Below are 16,669 nucleotides of genomic sequence, written 5' to 3' on the forward strand. Positions count from 1 at the left end.
CAACTACCGTTATCATTATTTTAAACCGTGTCATGAGGCCCAGCTCAAGGCGATTGAAACAACTCGCCGACCCCGGAAATCAATCCAACTGGCCAGGGATGCAGAGGCCCGATCAGCGTGGTTGCATCCAGCGCGCAGACAATTCCGACCACCATGCAGGCGACCAGGCCAAGGAGCAGTATTTGACGCATGGCAGGCTCCAGCACCGGGTAGGCCCGGTGTTGATTGGCGTTATGGACGAGTCGGTTTACCTGGACATCCAGTCGATCACCGCCGCGTAGTCTTCGGCGCTGCAATCCATGCACAGTCCGCGGGGCGGCATGGCGTTGAAACCCTCGGTGACATGTTTGACCAATACCTCCTTGCCTTGGGCCAGGCGGGGCTTCCACGCCTGCGGATCGCCTTTCTTGGGGGCCATCGGCAACTGTCCGTTGTGGCACATCTGGCAACTGCGCGCGAATACCGCCTGGGGATCCTGTGCGGCGTGGCCGAGGGGAGCGAGCGCCAGGAGGAGGAATGCCGGGAGGAGTCTTTTCATGGGTTTGGTCTCGGTATTGTTATTATAACGGTAGTTGTGCTAATTCAGCCGAGACCCGCCTGCAAGAGGACAGAAGTGCACTGGGGGAGGTGTGGGCAGGCAGAACCAATAGTGGAGAGCTTGGCGAAGCTTGCTAGTGCAGGCGTACCGAGGGCGGGCTGTTTATATAACTCAACTAAATGAATATTTAGTTGAGTTATAATTATTGGTTATCAGTAGTCGGGCAGGGCACACAGACGTGTTGCAGGAGCCTGCCGATCATGTGAAGTTTGCGCCCAGTTCACATACTCTGAAAAACCATCAAAGGAATGAGACATCTCCATGCGTGGACTCACTGTAATACCGCTGTTGTTTGCGCCCTTGATCGCCTGGGGCGACTGCACGCAGCACCTGCAAACCTGGGCGCAGGACCTGCACCCAGCATTGAAGCTCGCAAGCGAATTTGCCGTCTGCAAGGTCAATCCAGCAGACGCCAGCCAGGTCCTGGCAGCCTTGCCGTTGATGGTGAACGTCGATGAATACGGGCAAGGCGATTACGGCCTGGATGTTTTGGTGGCTGATGCCGCCAGCGGCAAGGTCATTGCCCACAGCTACCAGGAGGCTGCGATCGTCTCCGATGCGGTGCAGTTTTCAGGCCTGACACTGGACACGGCGCGTTATCAGGTTGCGCCTGGGGTGCGGGCATTTGGCGTGCGCATTCGTCACACAGGCTCGTCGCGGGTCAATCCGTTCAGCAGCGAGACCCTGAGTCTCTATGTGAACGACGGTTCGCAATTGCGCCAGGTCATGGGAGACCTGGTTGTAAGCAAAGGCAACGGCGAATGGGATGGTGCCTGCGCCGGTGAGTTCGGCGAGACAAAACGCACACTGGCGATTGGCAAACCTGGCAAGGATGGTTTCAGCAGGTTGCGGGTTACCGAGATCACGACCGGAAGCCAGAGCGTTGTGAAAGGCGTTGATGACTGTGAAGAGATCGAGAGCAGTTCAACGACGAAGACGTTCAACCTGGATTACGACGGCAGTCGCTATGGGGTGCCGAAGGAATTGACGTTCCAGTGAGCTGGATTGGAGACGAGGCTTTGATGGAGGCTGAAATCTGGCCTCCCTCTGGGCATGAGGCTCAATACGAATCTACGCATAATGTATATTATGTTAAATTGCGTATTACGGGAGGTGGCCTGCTGAGTCGATCACCTGTGGTTCATGCCTGCCATCACGCTCGAGCTGCCGGCGCCATCTCGACAACTGCACAGCGTCCTTTCGTGCGTACCTTCTGCACCAGCCGCGCTCTGTTGATGAACACATCGATCTGACAGCTGCCTGAGTGCTGCACATCTTCCCAGTATTCCGTGTGCACAATCTGCCCGTTCTGCGGCCCTTTGTAAGTACCCGCGGCTTCACGCGTGACATAGCTGCTGTCGCGCACGTATCTGAGCACCACCAGATCTTCTTCCGGCACCACCATGATCTGCCTGGGCACCCCGAAGAAATCGATCAGCTCGCCCACCGGACGATCTTTCCAGGCGCTGTAGGCCGTCTGCCATTCCAGCGCCATAAACGCCGTATTGCCTCTCCCTAAAAAAGTAAAACCTTAAAAAGAATAATTTTTTAGGGATGCTCTGATCGCGTCCCCGAACGATCACCTGGTACGACTACGTGGGTATTGGTGATGTAACGCAGCATGGCCTAGCGCAGGCACTTTACGTACGAAACCTAGCCTGCCACCCTACTCGTTAAACCTTCGGAGACCCGCTGTTGAACACCCTCGCACGGACGCTGACCACCCTGCTGCTCACCTGCCTGCCACTGCTTGCCCATGCCAGCAATGCCGAGACCCTTATCGCCCGCCACGACTGGCATCAGGCGGCCCGTGCCGTCCTGCTTGAGGCCGGCCAGGAGAAAAATATCGATTCATCACTACCGCTGGTCCAGGCCAGGGCCGGTTTTGTCGATGACGCCCTCAAGACCATCGCCGGTCTTTATGCTGGCTCGCAGCCCTATCGGCTGGTGGAAGTGGCAGAGCTGCCACAGGTAAGCGCGGCGCGCCGTGAAGCGTTGCTGGGTCAGGCGCTGGACATTGCCCGGCAACAGGCCGAGCGCGACAACACTGCCAGCACCGGGGCCTTCATGTGGCTGGCACTGCACTACTGCGGCGCGGGCGACGAGACTCAGGCCCGTGCGTTGCTTGCTTTGGCGCTGGAGTATGCGCACAAACTCGACAGTTACGACCGGATGATCTACGCGATGCAGCGCAGCCCGCAACATACCCGCAGTTGGATGATCAGCCCGGTGACCCAGGCCCTTGCGCGCGAGCGGGAAAATGCCGCCTTCAACTGGCTCGGCCTGGCCGAGCTGGCCTTGAAAATGGGCGACAAGACCCAGACTTTGGGTTTTGTCGACCAAGGGATCGAGGCCACCGGTCAACTGCGCGACTCGCGCAAAGGCTACGTCCTCAGCCAGCTCAACCTGCTGGCGCTCAAGGCCGGCAGAGCCTCGCTGCCAGAGCCCTTGACGCCCTATCTGAACATGACCCGCCTGGCTATCACTGGCGCCCCGAACCAAGCCTATGCGCTGCTCTCCGCCGCGCCCCAGGACGGCAACATCCATTACGGCGCCCGCCTGTGGCCAAAGCTCATCAAGGATGCCAGCGAGCGTAATGACCTGCCCACCGCGCGCTATTTCGCCGAACGCCCGATCAAGCAATCTGCGCTGGAACAGGCCAGCGCCTGGCAGCAGGTGGCTCAACTGCAGTGGCAAGCCCACCAGGACTTCAGCGCCAGCTACCGGCAGGCATTCCAGGCCCTGGAGCCCGCCGCCGGCACGCCGCGCAGCCTTGAAGACATCAGCACCCTGGTCAAGCTTCTGGACCTGGCCCAGCAAGCGGGCCTGAAACAGCCCGAGCCAGCACTGCTGCCCCAAGCGGTGGCCATGATCGACCATCTGCCGGCCGACCGCCCCTCTGACCGGATCAAGGCACGGTTGCAGTTGCTGCCGTGGCTATGGCGCCAAGGGACAAGGGACCTGGCCACAACCCAGGCGCTGACGGCATACCGTGACCTGAGCGGTTACCGCGACTCTTCGGCCGCCACCCGCGCCGAGTTGCTGACCGAGATGGGGGTGGTGTTCAGTGAGGTAGCGGCGCCCTCGCCCGGCGTCAGGACGCCAGCGCCCGCTCCCGCAAGGCCCTGATGTCGCGCGCAGGCCCAGGCAAGGCTGCTCCGGGCTGGACAGGGTGACTTCGGCGTTGGCCGGCAGGTCCAGCGACGTCACCAGAAAACGCCCCGTGTCGTAGGGGAAACCCTCGCCGCCCGCCCACATCTGCTTGGCCCCTTGGGCCACCAGCGCGATGGCACCAGGCATATTGACCGGGCAGCAAGCTCAACGAGACATTGGCCAATACCTGATGGGCCACTACAACTGGATCCGACCTCATCAGTTCAACGATGGACTGGCTCCGGCGAAAGCTGAAGAAAAACTCAAAACCGTGTCCGGGATGAGTTGACCACTACACGCTGCCGACGATGAGCGTTGCGCTCAGCTCGTCTGGCTGATGCCTGCAGCGATCTTACAGTCCCTTTCCAACCCATCACGATGCTCCATACCGAATGCGTGATGGCACATTAGCATATGCCGTCGAACAGTCGGCACACTGCACGGGCGTAAAAATTTAGACATTAAAAGGGATCCAAAACACTTGCGAACACCAGCTGAGCGCATTATGTTGTGTCTTGCAGCAAGGAAAACCACCATATGATGTGTGAAAACCTTTCTGCGTGGCTCGCGATTTACTGAAAACCTCTTGTATCTCACATTGCTGGATGAAGGAGATTCCGTATGACAGATCGTCGCCCTCTCAACCCCAACGTGAACGTTCCAAAGCCTGGCGGTGGTGAACAACCACGGTCTCGCAACAAGGACGGTCAAGTCCGCGATAAACGGAGCGATGCTGGCAAACCGCGCGGCAAATGACGGTTTACAGGTCAGCAGCATACGATCTCGCTGCTGACCTGTTCTGCCACTGCAAATTAGCCTTCGTGTGTACACAGGCGCGGCACAATTCGAAGCAACAGTGCTACACCCTGAATCGATAAGGGGCGCTGGTATGCGCCCTATCGAGTATCACTCTGCGATCCGCTTTATCGCTTTTTCGATACGCTGACGGCCCGCGTGGGCAAGCTTACCGACCCCGGCTTCCTTGGCTACTGCGTAAACCAGCCCCTCTCCTACGTGACCATGCTTGGTCATTTCATCTACTAAGGCACCTAGTTCGGGCAAGCAGATTTCAGCAAGTGGCCGAATGGCATCGTCATCACCCGGCCTACGAAAGACAACGTTCATATCCGACTCGAGATGAGTCGGCCAGAAGAATGTTCCTGCCTGCTCCTCTTCATGAGATCGGAATCGTGCCCGCGCTATTTGATCGACGCGATCACGAATGCGCGAGCCCGTTCTGACCCAGCCATGAGCACGCGCGATACGCCGCGCAAGCGCCATATCGAGCACAGGCCCCTCCTCTGCCACCACATGGGCAATCATCTGTTCCAAGGTAGCCGTGTAGCTCGCTTCGAAGAATCTGTCTGGATCAACCGCCTTCACAGCCTCGGCAGGGTCTGCTTCCTTGTAAACCAGGTGCTCTACTGGCACATAAGGAATCACGGTATCTTCTGCTGTTTGAGCCGCGGCAGCTCTGGCGTATTTCAACTCTGGCATTGCGCCAGACGGATCATTGGCTCCGGCAGCTGAAGTCGAAGCTACAACAGCAACCTGATCCACAACCTCAATGACTTCAGCCATGGCAGCATCGACTTTTAGGCGCTCAGCCTCATGGGCAGCATCGATGACCGCCTGCTTGGCCCTCGATTCGGCAAGCAGTTCGGTGAGACGTTGATGCACCTTTTCTGCGGTTCCCACGGCATCAACCCACCAGTCGGTCGACCAGATCCTAACGATCTCCCAGCCAAGTCCACGCAGCACAAACTCACGCAGCTTGTCGCGATCACGCGCAGTCGCACTGCGGTGATAGGTAGCCCCATCGCACTCGACACCGGCTAGGAAGCGCCCTGGAGCATCAGGGTGCACAACCCCCAAGTCTACTCGGAAGGAAGAGACACCAATCTGGGCATGGATCTGCCAACCCTTCTTGGCCAAGGCAGCAGCGACTGCCTCTTCAAATGGGCTATCGAATCCACCCACACTACCGAAATTAGCTTCAGCCAAGGCCTGCGGCCCACGTTCAGCAAATTCGAGGAAATGCTTCAGGTCACGCACCCCGACGGCTTGCGTCCGAGCAAGGTCAATGTGCTCTGGGCGGAGGGTCGAGAACAGCACCAGTTCTTGGCGAGCACGCGTAATTGCAACGTTCAGTCGGCGCTCGCCACCCGGACGGTTCATCGGGCCGAAGTTCATAGACATCACGCCGGCAGCGTCTTTTCCGTAGGTGGTCGAGAAATAGATGATGTCCCGCTCGTCGCCCTGGACACTTTCCAGGTTCTTCACGAACACAGGTTCGAGCTCAGACTCAGCGAAGTAAGAGTCGAGCGACGGATCCCTCCGGCATGCCTCATCGAGCATGTCCATGATGAGCTTCTGCTGCTCACCGTTGAACGTGACCACTCCCACAGTATGACGGCTCTCACGGAAGGCCGGCGACTGAAGGCGAGCAACAAGGTCAGCAACTAGGGCTCTTGCTTCAATCAGGTTGGTACGTGAGCCGCCCTTGTCGTAAACACCAGCAACTGGACACAGCCTCACAGCCTTATCAGCCGTGAATGGCGAAGGGAACGTCACCAACTTCGAGCCGTAGTAACGCTGGTTGGAGAACGCGATCAGGCTCTCGTGACGGCTGCGATAATGCCAGTTCAGGTTGCGCATCGGCAGGTTCGCGCTGATGCATTCATCCAGGATGCTCTCGAGATCCGCTTCGACATCCTCATCATCAGCAGTGGACTCAGCCCGGTCAAAGAAAGAGGTCGGCGGCAGCTGTTTCGGGTCACCTACCATCACGACCTGCTTTCCTCGCGCCATCGCACCAATTGCATCCCAGACCGGAATCTGAGAGGCCTCATCGAAGATGACGAGGTCGAACGGGGTTGAGGCTGGCGGCAGGTATTGGGCAATCGAGAGCGGGCTCATCAGCAAGCAAGGCGTCAGCTTGGTGAGGGCTTCTGGTGCCCGGGTCATCAACTCACGCAATGGAATATGCTTGGTTTTCTTGCCCATCTCATGACGCAGCAAGCCCCACTCTGAAGAGCGGCTCACGCTGTCCTGACTTGGCAGGTCAGCACACAGCCGAGCACGGAGCCAGTCCTTCGTCAGCTCGGTGAACTTGTCATCCAGCGCTCGGAAATCGCGAATACGCTGTTCATGCTCAACGCTGACAAATGTCCGGATCACTTCCTCGTTATCGACAGTGGTATTCAGCCACCAGCGAGCATAATTCACCTCGAAGACGCGGCGGACTTTTCCGGAGGTGATGGCTCCGCTTTCCATGGTCTGGACAATTGGGGCGAGGCCAACGGCGAAGGCCTCATCGCGCACCTTCCTCCAGGCACACCATGCCTTGAGTCGCGCCTCGGACGAAACTACGGTTTCGCAATTTTTCTTGAGGTCATTCAACGAAAGGTGTGAGGTCTCATCAGCACCGGCCTCGGTGAAGTGACCGATCGAAGTCAGATGCGATGAACGCTCCTGCAACAACGCAAGCTTTTCACGCAGGCCAACGCCTGCGAGAGCTATCGCACCTTCAGGCTCTAGCAAAGCGTTGCCATCGCCCAAGAGCGTTTGAAGGGGAGCCTTGTAAGCTGCAATCTGCTCCGGGTTCAGCGCGAGCTTCGCAACAGCAGTTGCTACCTGCCCTTGGAACACCACAGCCTGACGTGCAATCTCAAGCTTGGTCTTCAGGTCACTCCAGACCGCTACCAGTTCTCGCAGGTCAGCCAGGTCGGACAAATCACGTTCAACCGCTGCCCGCTCCTTCAACAGATCGAAGTCACCTTTCAGCAAGGCTCCACAGCGGCCCTCCTGCACTTCTGGGTGATCATCAACAAGGCGACCACGTTCTTCGATATCCCGACGCTCAGCCTGGAAGCGCAGCGCTGCAGTAAGGAGTTCAATGTTAGTGTCCTTGCCGCACCAAAGCTGCTGAGTGCTCGAGCCAAGGTCGGACAAGGCAGCCATATCGCTATCAAGGCGAGTCAGCGTGCGAAGCCGTCGCAGTTCTTCCTTCAATGCATCACCCAGCTGGCCTTGCTCGACCAACTGGAGCCCATCATCGATCCAGTCCGAGTCTGATTGCTGGAGCCGAATGGCCTCTTGAAGTTTGATCGACGTCGAAAGCTTCTCAGCGTCAGACTTAGAACCTTGCCAAACGGCAACGCACTCGTGCCCTGGCTCAAGCTCACCAATAGCGCGGCGCACGGCACGTATTTCTGCCCAGGTGGCTAAATCCTTACCGTGATCGGCCTCGCCTGCAGTGGTTTGAGTCGGGGCTAGCAAACCTGCGATACGACGCTTACCGAACCAGGACTTTGGCCAGAACGATTCCTCAGCCTCCTTCCACTCTCTCAGCAACAGATCGATGTCGAGCGATTCGATCGTATCGCCATAGGTCGCACTGAGCTGCTGCTTGAGCTCTACTATTTGGCTAAGCAGTGCCACCGCCTGAGCAAGCACATCGGTGACACTTTCCGGCCAGGCCGGGCTGAGCTCACCGAATATGGTGCGACGTTGCTGCAGCAGGTCAATACCCTGCTTAGCATCCGCCACAACGCGAGAGGTCCAGAGCGGCGAAAGCTTAGCGTTTAGCTCTCGATGTTGTTCAACCCACGCACAGCCATCGCTCAGCCGTTGAGAAATGGAGCGGGCTTCAGGCCGCAACGCGAAGCGCCAATCCTGTCCTGCTGCCGCGGGTAGTGCCTGGGAAAGGACTGACAGCCCCTCCAGTGCACCCGGGGTGTATTCCGAAACTGGGAGCCCAGCCAACTCAACGAACCGATCAGCCGCACACTGGACATCCAAGACGGCAGGCAACACATCACGAGCCGCCTGCACGAACTGTTGTTGCCAATGAGGTGACCATTCCGCTTGACCAACTGCGGACAACGCATTACCAGCAAGCAGGCTGTAGCCCACAGCCTGCGCGTTCACTTCGAGGCGATCGCCCAATTCACGAAGCTCAAGCATGGCCTTGTGGTCATGCGTGTCAGGTGACGCCCAGCCAACAGGGGCAACAGCTTCATCGACACCCGAAGTGACCGTGCCAATCGCATCGTAGATGGTGTAACCGTTGCGATGGCGCCGGTGCAGTCGCTCGACGTAAATGTTCAGGCTGTCGCGCAGCGTTGCGAGACGCTGAGCCTCAACCTCCCATGCAGCGGAATCGACCTGCCCTTTTGCCTCCCAAGCGGACTGCAGCTGGGCCAGCACATCAGTTTTCCGAGCCTTGCTTGAGTGCAACTCGAGGCAGAACTCACCCAAGCCAATCTCACGCAAGCGACGGTACACGACATCCAGCGCGGCGATCTTCTCCGAGACGAACAGCACGCGACGCCCTTGGGCAATCGACTGGGCGATCATGTTGGAAATCGTCTGGCTCTTGCCAGTACCGGGTGGGCCGATGAGCACAAAGTCTTTGCCCTTGGCTGCAGCCATCACTGCAGCCAACTGAGATGAGTCAGACGGCAGCGGGCAGAAAACGTCTGTCGGGCCGTAGTCGCGATCCAGCGATTGCGCCTCTGGGAACGGTGTATCCGAAACGAACGAATCGCGTGGGGTATCCAGAAGGTGCTGAACGACTGGGCTCTGCCGCAGGTGCTCAGCGTTCTCGGCCAGATCCTTCCACATGAGGTATTTGGCAAACGAGAACATCGACAGCACGACGTCTTCGCTCAACTCCCAACCTGGGATGTCCTTGATGGCATGGCCAACCTTGTTCCAAATACCGGCGATATCAAGGCCAGAATCGTCCCGAGGCAATTCGTGCTCCAGCGACCCCAAGCCCAATTCGAAATCCTGTCGAAGCATCTCAATCAGGGTGGGGTTGAAGCGCGGCTCATCATCGTGAAGCACCATGGTAAATCCGGAGCGAGCGCTCTTGCGCTCCAGCGTAACCGGTATCAAAACCAATGGCGCCTTGTACTTCTGCCCTGCTCTGTCCTCGCGTGTCCAACTCAGGAAGCCAATGGCCAAGAAGAGCGTATTGGAGCCGCCTTCCTGCAGCGCTGTGCGAGCACCTCGGTACAGTTCGGTGAGTCGAACGTCCATCTCGTTGGATGTCAGCGCAACAAAGACCTCTCTGCGATTGAGGGCATCCTCGGCATGCCGGCGACGAACATCCTCACGCTCACGTTGCTCATACAGAGCGCGCTCCCGCGGATCAGCACCATCCATGAGGTCTGGGCGGGTGAGCAGCTTCAGCGACTGACCACTGGCCAATACGTCCTCGAGGGCTCCTGGATCTAGGGACTCCAGCTTCAGCGCCCGCTTGCCTGTCTTGAAGTTCAAGAGGTTGTTTCGAAGCGAGAGATCCAGGAGTTTGCGCTGCCACCGGCCAAGTCGGTCTGCTGGGTCGAGCTTGGAAAGGTCTTCGACCACTACCTCGTGGATCTCATCAGGGATTCCAGCCCCGTCCTCGACCAGGAGCGTCGGAGAGCCCACCGGAACCTCATCAGCAATCCGTGCGATCTGAGCCTCAGCACTTGCGAGTGGCTTGATCCGTTGCAGTCGAGCCCGGCGAATGTCGAGCAGCATTTCAAATTCGCTGTCCGCGTCTTCGGCAATCTGCTTCTCACCTCTCTCGACTGCGTAAGAGAAGGTTGGGACAGGATTCTGCGTACTGAGCGTCGTTTCAAATAGAACCAGTTCCCGCAGCTTCACCCGCTTGCGTACCGCCGTCACATCATCGACAAGGGCAGTAGTGAACTCCTCAGGCTTCATCCACAACCCCGCGAAAGCGTGACCGCGGGTGAACACGATGACTGGGTTCAGCCCGATTTGCTCCAGGGCAGCGCAGAATAGCAGGGTAAGATCCATGCAGGTTGCCAAACCAGTATCGGCAATCTGGCTTGGGCTTCGCACCTTTTGACCTGACTGTTCAAAACTTGCCGGCGGCAATGCATAGTCGAGCTTCATCCGTGCGACGGCGCTCCAGACCGCAGACGCCAGCTGCCAAGCTCGCTTCGCGCCACCCTCGTAACCATCCAGCGATGAGCACAGTTCACTTTGGCGAAGCAACTCAGCCGTCTGCTTCAAGAGTCGTTCAACTGCCGGATCATTCGGCTGCACGAAGGCAGCCGTCATGTCAGGAATATGCCGCAACCCACCCCACTGATTTCGGGGCAGAAGGTCTACGACTTGCTCAAAACGGGAGACCTCCTTTCTGCCGCTCTCGGCTTCCTTGTCGTCCGCCTCAAGCACGAAGGTGAATGTCGACAGCTCAGCTTCGGTCAGACGACTAAGCAACGGGCCGTCCAAGACCAGATCAAGACCAGGAATGATCCGGAAGCTATCTGCCCCAATCTCGTCGATCCGCCACACCTTGGCCTTGAACACCTCAGGTTCTGAGGTCAATGTCAGGGTCGCATTAACGAAACGGTCTTCGGTCTCGTTCGCTATACGAAGTTCGCGAATTACGGGAATGGCGTTCTGGAAGTCGGCAAGGTTCAGCTTCGCCACAAGAGTGGCAAGGATCTTGACTTCTTTAGGTGGGATTTCTTCTTGAGCAGCGGGGGGCTGAACGATGTCGTCCATGCGCAACCTTCCTTGTTGTGATGCTCAAGGGAGTGCCGGACTGACCGGCCGCGAAGGGATCCTCTTGAGCTGATGGCGGGATGATAGCGCTTCCTGCTTCAGACGTAATGATCCTTTGGTCGTTCGCTGATGCTTAATCTGTTCAGCTAAGCAGCGATCTGCAGCAAAGCGCAGATGCATCCTGACTTGCCACAGACCTATCAGCTCTATCGGGGGTAAAAAATTAGTATCAAAGGTTTTTCAAAAGTGGCACAAAACTGCAAAAAGCCACATCAAGACTGACTAGTTCAAGGAAGGCCAGCCACCTAAAACATTCCAGCGAACTATTAGCTAGATGTATTGGATTCAATACCCATCAATCTCATCTCAATGTTATTCAAGCCGTCATACACAACTTTTGCATAGGAATGTTCACCAACCCAGTTCAGCTCATTTTTTATTTCTGATAAATCATATTTTATATCATCTAGCTTTTGTGAAACCTCTTCATTGATAGCGACAAGTCGCTCCAGAAGCATCTCAATATTTTCAGTACTCATAAAAACTCCTTTTCAAAGCAGAGGAAACGGTCTGGTAAGTTCTGCGCAAAGTGGTTGGAGGCTGGCCTAGCTTGGCTGCAAATAGACATTTTGAGGCGCAGCTTGCACATCGAACAGTGGCGCAGTGCCATCATTAGCATAAAAATGACCTCCTGTGGAAGACCTACGCTTCGTAGCACCGCTTCATCGCCTCAACAGCGTTAGTGCTCAAGGCCACCGCGGCGCTGTTCGATCAGGCTCAGTAGCGATTTTATAGCCACACTCTGCGGCTTGGTTAAATCGTGCTGGTGACAAAATCTCCTCGATCAGCCAGGTTGCTGATCAAGGACTCGCCCTTCAATTTGAATGCATCAATCGGCGATACCGAGATACTTGCGGAACAGGTTCTGAATCGCCCTGAGCTTCGTAGGCACCTCTTTGTCTTGCACTGAGGCCAATAAAGCTACTTTTATAAACATCAATCGATGAACGGCCGCATTCGTTTCGAGGACTTTGAGTCAGTAATCTCCGGCCCGTGAGTGGCTTATGAACATTTGACATCGCCCACTTGTTAAATTAAGTATTATGGGAGGTGACCTCCTGAGTCGATCACCTGTAGCGCTCAGAACTTGATGTGTACACGAAATAGTGTCAGATGCTCCTGGAGCATCTCTTTCGCGCCCTCTGCCCTGGCGGCAGTCATGTTCGCCAGACTCAGATCCCCTTGCAGCCGCTTCAAAGTATTCTGAATCTGGTGAGTTTTGTGGCGCAGCGGGTCTTGCTCGCGCTGCTCCTTAATGGCGCCGCGGTAATGCTCCAGGGCATCACGAGTGAGCGCGTGCTTCTATTCCAGTGAGCGAATCTGCTGGTCTTTCTCCTGTACTCGCAGTTCCAAGTCTGTACAGCATCTGACTGATGCGCGCATAAAGCTCGATGGAGCGCTACCCTCGAATCGCCTGGCAAGCATGAGGCGATTCGAGTGTGTGAGCTGAGCGTGCGAACCTACAAATGGCATCCCGGACGATGAGTTCTCAAGCAGCCAGCAACAGAATTTCCTTGGACTCGGACGCTTGCTGAAGCAGGCCTGGATGGCGAGCTTCAAGTTCGATCACATCAGCCTGATAACTCAGCGCGGGTAGCATCTGCTTCCCCTGCTGCAGAAAATTGGTTATGTGCGTGAACTGATCGTGCTTGATCGTCGAGGCGGTACTGCGGTCGCTGGTCAGGTTCTCGATGCGCTGGGCATTCAGCCCCTTGATGTCGGACTCAAGCTGCACCATAGATTCCCGGCTGTACTTGACCGCACCTGTGCGCATCTGGACGTACGAAAGGGTTAGCCCCAAGTTGACCAGGCGATCTTGTAGCAGCGAAATTTGTGGTAGGCGCACCACACTGCTCGCAGCAAATGACGCGTGTTTCTCAAGCACCAGCTTGGTGAGCTGATACTCCTTATGGAACGGTGCGATGAGTCCTCCGAGGTGTTGGACATCCCCCTGCTCACAGAACTGCTTCGCAGCGAGGATGAGCGAACGGAACTGAGCCTCATCATTCAGAATGTTGTGATCGTGCACCTCTTTGGCCAGCGCATAGGTCTGCTCGATCTTCTCAGATTGAGACTGTATCTGGTCGCTGATCCTGTTGAGCTTGTTGCAGACAATTACGAATCCTGCGGCTGTAACCGCGAGATTAAGCCCTGACATAACAAGGTTAGCCGACTGCAGGCCCTGCAGAACGCCCATGCTTTGCTGCAATTGCCCCATGCCGTCCTGGAGCGTGCCGAGCCCTTTTTCGAGGGTGGACTGCAGCTGCTGGAGGCGCTGTTGAGTTTGCTGGCTATCACCAGGGAACAGAAGGTGCCCGACAATTTGACCAGCCTTCTCGGTACCTGCGGCGTGCCGAACAACCCCACCCCATAGCCGATAAGCTCCACTTTGGAGCTTTTCCATGACATCGGGGATATCGGGTAGCGAACGCAGCAGTGCATCAGTATTTACATACATGCGCGCAGTTTCTCCGTGTAGATAGCGAAATCGTACTCGTACCTAGCCTGACGAATTTTAGCGATCTGAAGAACCGCCGGAACGGTGATGCGAAACGCGGGAGATGCCGCCTGGAAGATCGTTGCGCCAGCGGCAGCCACAGCGAGCGGTGGTACTGCCATCGACAACAAACGACCACCAATAGCGCCTGCGATGCCTGCCGCGCCTCCTGTAGCCGCAATGCCAGATGCGGTACCAGCGACTGAAATCAAACCTTTGACCACCTGCGCGACATAACCCAATGCAGTGGCATAGTCCCCGATTCCTTTCACTCCTGCGTATTTTTCTACAGCCTGGCAGACCACTACTTTCTCGATCTCGAAAATGTCTAAGCTCTCGGACAATTTACCATCGAGCTTCTTGGCAGCATCAGTCGCCAATTCGAGATAGCTCACGCCCTCAGATCTGAACAGAGTCGCGATGCTGTTGCTTCCGAATGCGCGGATCTCCGCGTCTAGGACATCAGGGATGGACTGCAGCGTTCCCTTTGCCTGGCGAGCGAGGATTGTAGTTTTGACTTTACTGTCCAGAGCCACCCTACCGTTCCCATTATCGGTGATAAGATCAGCCAGGACGTTCAAGTCAGCGGATGAGGCGTTCGCCAACAGATCCGGCAGGTGCCGCGAACGTGGAACCACAAACTCCATGTATTTCCCCTTAGCTTTGCTCAGCTTATGGTGTCAGCCGCTATCAGCATGATTGGCGTGATTCTAGCGGGTAGTCGTGACACTGTCTCGCATGAATAACGGCTCAACGCCATCACTGTGCGACGTGTTTGCCTAAGTAAGGATGTGGTGGATTTGGGCTCTATTGGCCCTCCCAGTCAGGAAGCGGGTTTGCGCGTGTTTTCAGTGGGGTCAAGTTGGCCCCTCTGCGCTCAAACGGTTTGATCTACTTCAGTAAAGCCGCGCCGGCAGATGCACCCGCTGCAGCGAAGACCGCTGCAACAGGTACAGGTCGAGGGGGCTCAATCCCACCAACTAATGATGGAGTGTACTATCTGAAGAAGCCTGCTTCCCACATTCAGAATCCCTAGAATGGTTTTTAGACGCACCCACCATTTCTCGATCTTGAGCGGTTGAAGGGGGTGTCCGAGGCGATGATAGAAGCGTAGGCGAGGTAGAGACGGATGTATAGGGCAGCGCTTATTCGAGCGCGCACCGCAGGTGCAGGGCTTTTTGATGGGCATACTGATGCCTTTCGATGTGGTTTCGACGAAAATTTTTTGTTCGCAGATATTCGAAAGGGCTTAGCGGAGGCGATGCTTGAAACCGCTCATCTCTGGGCCATCAAGGAAGAGAGGAACAGTGAGTACAGCCCGAAGAGCACGGGCTTGAAGTTGGATTATGTGCGCAAGGATGATCCGGAAAAACGCGAGGATGCGCTTCCTGAAACTGTGCAGGGATGAATCGGGGTCAGGCTGACCTGCCTCGCTAAGGACTGTGTCCAATGCGCGCAGTTGCGCCCTATCGATACAGTAGACTGTGATAGTCATGCAACGGATTGGGGTGGTGCCCGATATACCATGATGCGCAAGGAAGGTCTTGGGATGCTGTGACTTCTCGAAAGCGGACTCAGTAAATCGAGACATGTAAGCCCGCAACCGTTCACGCGCACGCCAGGCGAATTCAGCTTTCAACTGCGCCGTGACGCTGTCAAGCCTACGTTGGCCATGTCGCCTTAGGCGTACAAGTCGCACTGATGATGAGTGATCGTCCATAGGGACTCCCGTGTGATGTCACGTGGCCAACCTTACTCAGTAAGCCTCAATTCCACAAATCATTTTTGCCCCGCTCGCCCAAAGGGCGGCATAGAAAACGCCGGGGACTGCGGCAGTATAAAGTACGAAGCATGGCTGACACCTGTCGCGCTCAACCTCTGCTGAGCGTCGAGACTCGATGTCCATAAGAAGGCTTCAGGTAGTGCTTGGGATCTCGCGCCACTCGGTATCTGAACCACGGCCAGCGCCGATGCACGGTGGAAGATATGAAACCCTGACCTGGGGCTCAGTGGCTCCTAGGAATCAGGATTCGAAGGCGACACGGGTATCGAGCGCCCCGCAGCGGCCACCGCATTCCTACTCAACCCTCCGACCAACCATCAACCCATGAATCACATCCTGGGCCAGCACCTTCGCCATGCCACCGAGGTAATGCACGGCAGTCAGCAACGTCGGCAGATGATCCGTCTCAGTCATCGCCAGATCGCTGATCTTATGTACCGCACACATCAGCACAGTTGCCTGCTCAACCGCATGGTCCAGCGGATGCCCCGCCACCACGCGGAACAGCGGGTCTTGCGCCCCCACCTCCGCGCCTTCGCCGAAATGCCCGACGCCGGTGGTGGCGAGTGTCTTGATGCGCGGGATTTGCAATTCCATATCCATACCATTCCTCCTGCGGCCCCGCGAACAGCGCGGGGCCTGATCGGTGAACATCAAGTGCGAGCTCAGGCTCGCCAGGTCAGTGCCGGGATTGCACACGGCTCAGCGCCACTTCCACCAGGGTGCGGGCGCTGTCGATTTCGTGCATGGCGGCGAGGGTCAGCACCTGGCCTGGGGGTTTGGCGTGGAGCAGGACGGTCTGCTGGCTGACGGTCAGGGCGCAGACAAGGTATTCGGAGATCTGGACCAGGAGGTCTTCGAGGGTTTGGGTGGTGTATTTGTCGTGCTGGGGTGGATCGGGGACGATCTTTAGCATGTTGTTTCTCCGTCTCGGTGGAGCCACCACACCCTGCTGTCAAACAGAGGGTGGCAGCTGTACGTGGGTTGACAGACCGAGGAGACGAAGGAAACCCGGCGCACACGAGGTGCCCCACGTACAGCCGCC

The 16,669-nt window shown here is 56.8% G+C and carries 13 protein-coding genes and 2 pseudogenes; 5 read left to right on the forward strand and 10 right to left on the reverse strand.

All coding sequences use genetic code 11. The features are described from left to right. Positions 1 to 44 precede the first annotated feature (44 nt). Both HU735_RS09965 and HU735_RS09970 read right to left on the reverse strand, forming a co-directional pair. Positions 45 to 191, reverse strand: a complete 147-nt coding sequence (locus tag HU735_RS09965; RefSeq protein ID WP_186713341.1) for a hypothetical protein — start codon at positions 189 to 191, stop codon at positions 45 to 47. Between the two features lie 56 nt (positions 192 to 247). After that, a complete protein-coding gene (locus HU735_RS09970; RefSeq protein WP_186713342.1) occupies positions 248 to 538 on the reverse strand; it encodes a c-type cytochrome in 291 nt (96 codons plus the stop codon). A gap of 321 nt (positions 539 to 859) precedes the next feature. Between HU735_RS09970 and HU735_RS09975 the strand changes: the two genes are divergently transcribed. After that, positions 860 to 1,597: a hypothetical protein gene (locus HU735_RS09975; protein ID WP_186713343.1), complete on the forward strand. Its 738-nt coding sequence runs from the start codon at positions 860 to 862 to the stop codon at positions 1,595 to 1,597. A 154-nt stretch (positions 1,598 to 1,751) separates the two neighbouring features. Here HU735_RS09975 and HU735_RS09980 read toward each other — a convergent pair whose 3' ends face one another. Further along, on the reverse strand, positions 1,752 to 2,093 hold the full coding sequence (locus HU735_RS09980) for a hypothetical protein (RefSeq protein ID WP_186713344.1): 342 nt from the start codon (positions 2,091 to 2,093) through the stop codon (positions 1,752 to 1,754). Between the two features lie 200 nt (positions 2,094 to 2,293). Between HU735_RS09980 and HU735_RS09985 the strand changes: the two genes are divergently transcribed. Next, on the forward strand, positions 2,294 to 3,727 hold the full coding sequence (locus HU735_RS09985; RefSeq protein WP_186713345.1) for a hypothetical protein: 1,434 nt from the start codon (positions 2,294 to 2,296) through the stop codon (positions 3,725 to 3,727). A gap of 9 nt (positions 3,728 to 3,736) precedes the next feature. Here HU735_RS09985 and HU735_RS09990 read toward each other — a convergent pair. Next, positions 3,737 to 3,886, reverse strand: a pseudogene (locus tag HU735_RS09990) (AraC family transcriptional regulator); the annotation flags it as partial. Positions 3,887 to 3,893: 7 nt separating this feature from the next. On the opposite strand from HU735_RS09990, the pseudogene HU735_RS09995 reads away from it, so the two are divergent. Then, positions 3,894 to 4,040: pseudogene (locus tag HU735_RS09995) on the forward strand (IS3 family transposase); the annotation flags it as partial. 617 nt (positions 4,041 to 4,657) lie between these two features. Here the strand turns inward: HU735_RS09995 and HU735_RS10000 are convergent. Beyond that, positions 4,658 to 11,284, reverse strand: coding sequence for a DUF3320 domain-containing protein (locus HU735_RS10000; RefSeq protein WP_186713346.1), 6,627 nt, complete (start codon positions 11,282 to 11,284; stop codon positions 4,658 to 4,660). Between the two features lie 326 nt (positions 11,285 to 11,610). Then, positions 11,611 to 11,823 carry a hypothetical protein gene (locus HU735_RS10005; RefSeq protein WP_186713347.1) on the reverse strand — a complete coding sequence of 71 codons (213 nt, stop codon included), beginning with the start codon at positions 11,821 to 11,823 and terminating at the stop codon, positions 11,611 to 11,613. A 634-nt stretch (positions 11,824 to 12,457) separates the two neighbouring features. Here HU735_RS10005 and HU735_RS27055 point away from each other — a divergent pair. Continuing rightward, the gene (locus HU735_RS27055) at positions 12,458 to 12,658 is read left to right on the forward strand and encodes a hypothetical protein (protein ID WP_238349784.1); all 201 of its coding nucleotides are present in this window, start codon (positions 12,458 to 12,460) and stop codon (positions 12,656 to 12,658) included. Positions 12,659 to 12,833: 175 nt separating this feature from the next. Here the strand turns inward: HU735_RS27055 and HU735_RS10010 are convergent, their stop codons facing one another. Both HU735_RS10010 and HU735_RS10015 read right to left on the reverse strand, forming a co-directional pair. Continuing rightward, positions 12,834 to 13,802, reverse strand: a complete 969-nt coding sequence (locus tag HU735_RS10010; protein ID WP_186713348.1) for a hypothetical protein — start codon at positions 13,800 to 13,802, stop codon at positions 12,834 to 12,836. Next, positions 13,793 to 14,488: a hypothetical protein gene (locus HU735_RS10015; RefSeq protein ID WP_186713349.1), complete on the reverse strand. Its 696-nt coding sequence runs from the start codon at positions 14,486 to 14,488 to the stop codon at positions 13,793 to 13,795. The genes HU735_RS10010 and HU735_RS10015 overlap by 10 nt, the downstream gene beginning before the upstream one ends. Before the next feature lie 482 nt (positions 14,489 to 14,970). Between HU735_RS10015 and HU735_RS10020 the strand changes: the two genes are divergently transcribed. Further along, a complete protein-coding gene (locus HU735_RS10020) occupies positions 14,971 to 15,249 on the forward strand; it encodes a hypothetical protein (RefSeq protein ID WP_186713350.1) in 279 nt (92 codons plus the stop codon). A 669-nt stretch (positions 15,250 to 15,918) separates the two neighbouring features. On the opposite strand, the gene HU735_RS10025 is transcribed toward HU735_RS10020, so the two are convergent. Then, positions 15,919 to 16,227, reverse strand: coding sequence for a DUF3077 domain-containing protein (locus HU735_RS10025; protein WP_186713351.1), 309 nt, complete (start codon positions 16,225 to 16,227; stop codon positions 15,919 to 15,921). A 76-nt stretch (positions 16,228 to 16,303) separates the two neighbouring features. Further along, positions 16,304 to 16,540, reverse strand: a complete 237-nt coding sequence (locus tag HU735_RS10030) for a hypothetical protein (RefSeq protein WP_186713352.1) — start codon at positions 16,538 to 16,540, stop codon at positions 16,304 to 16,306. Positions 16,541 to 16,669 lie beyond the last annotated feature (129 nt).

This window comes from Pseudomonas sp. BW16M2 (assembly GCF_014268865.1).
GTDB classification, from domain to species: Bacteria; Pseudomonadota; Gammaproteobacteria; order Pseudomonadales; family Pseudomonadaceae; genus Aquipseudomonas; species Aquipseudomonas peradeniyensis.

What these genes read in the sequence shown, in the direction of transcription:
- HU735_RS09970 (WP_186713342.1), bottom strand. Translation starts at nt 538, where the DNA reads ATGAAAAGACTCCTCCCGGCATTCCTCCTCCTGGCGCTCGCTCCCCTC.
- HU735_RS27055 (WP_238349784.1), top strand. Translation starts at nt 12,458, where the DNA reads ATGCTCCTGGAGCATCTCTTTCGCGCCCTCTGCCCTGGCGGCAGTCAT.
- HU735_RS09965 (WP_186713341.1), bottom strand. Translation starts at nt 191, where the DNA reads ATGCGTCAAATACTGCTCCTTGGCCTGGTCGCCTGCATGGTGGTCGGA.
- HU735_RS10000 (WP_186713346.1), bottom strand. Translation starts at nt 11,284, where the DNA reads ATGGACGACATCGTTCAGCCCCCCGCTGCTCAAGAAGAAATCCCACCT.
- HU735_RS09975 (WP_186713343.1), top strand. Translation starts at nt 860, where the DNA reads ATGCGTGGACTCACTGTAATACCGCTGTTGTTTGCGCCCTTGATCGCC.
- HU735_RS10020 (WP_186713350.1), top strand. Translation starts at nt 14,971, where the DNA reads ATGTATAGGGCAGCGCTTATTCGAGCGCGCACCGCAGGTGCAGGGCTT.
- HU735_RS09980 (WP_186713344.1), bottom strand. Translation starts at nt 2,093, where the DNA reads ATGGCGCTGGAATGGCAGACGGCCTACAGCGCCTGGAAAGATCGTCCG.
- HU735_RS10030 (WP_186713352.1), bottom strand. Translation starts at nt 16,540, where the DNA reads ATGCTAAAGATCGTCCCCGATCCACCCCAGCACGACAAATACACCACC.
- HU735_RS10010 (WP_186713348.1), bottom strand. Translation starts at nt 13,802, where the DNA reads ATGTATGTAAATACTGATGCACTGCTGCGTTCGCTACCCGATATCCCC.
- HU735_RS10005 (WP_186713347.1), bottom strand. Translation starts at nt 11,823, where the DNA reads ATGAGTACTGAAAATATTGAGATGCTTCTGGAGCGACTTGTCGCTATC.
- HU735_RS10015 (WP_186713349.1), bottom strand. Translation starts at nt 14,488, where the DNA reads ATGGAGTTTGTGGTTCCACGTTCGCGGCACCTGCCGGATCTGTTGGCG.
- HU735_RS10025 (WP_186713351.1), bottom strand. Translation starts at nt 16,227, where the DNA reads ATGGATATGGAATTGCAAATCCCGCGCATCAAGACACTCGCCACCACC.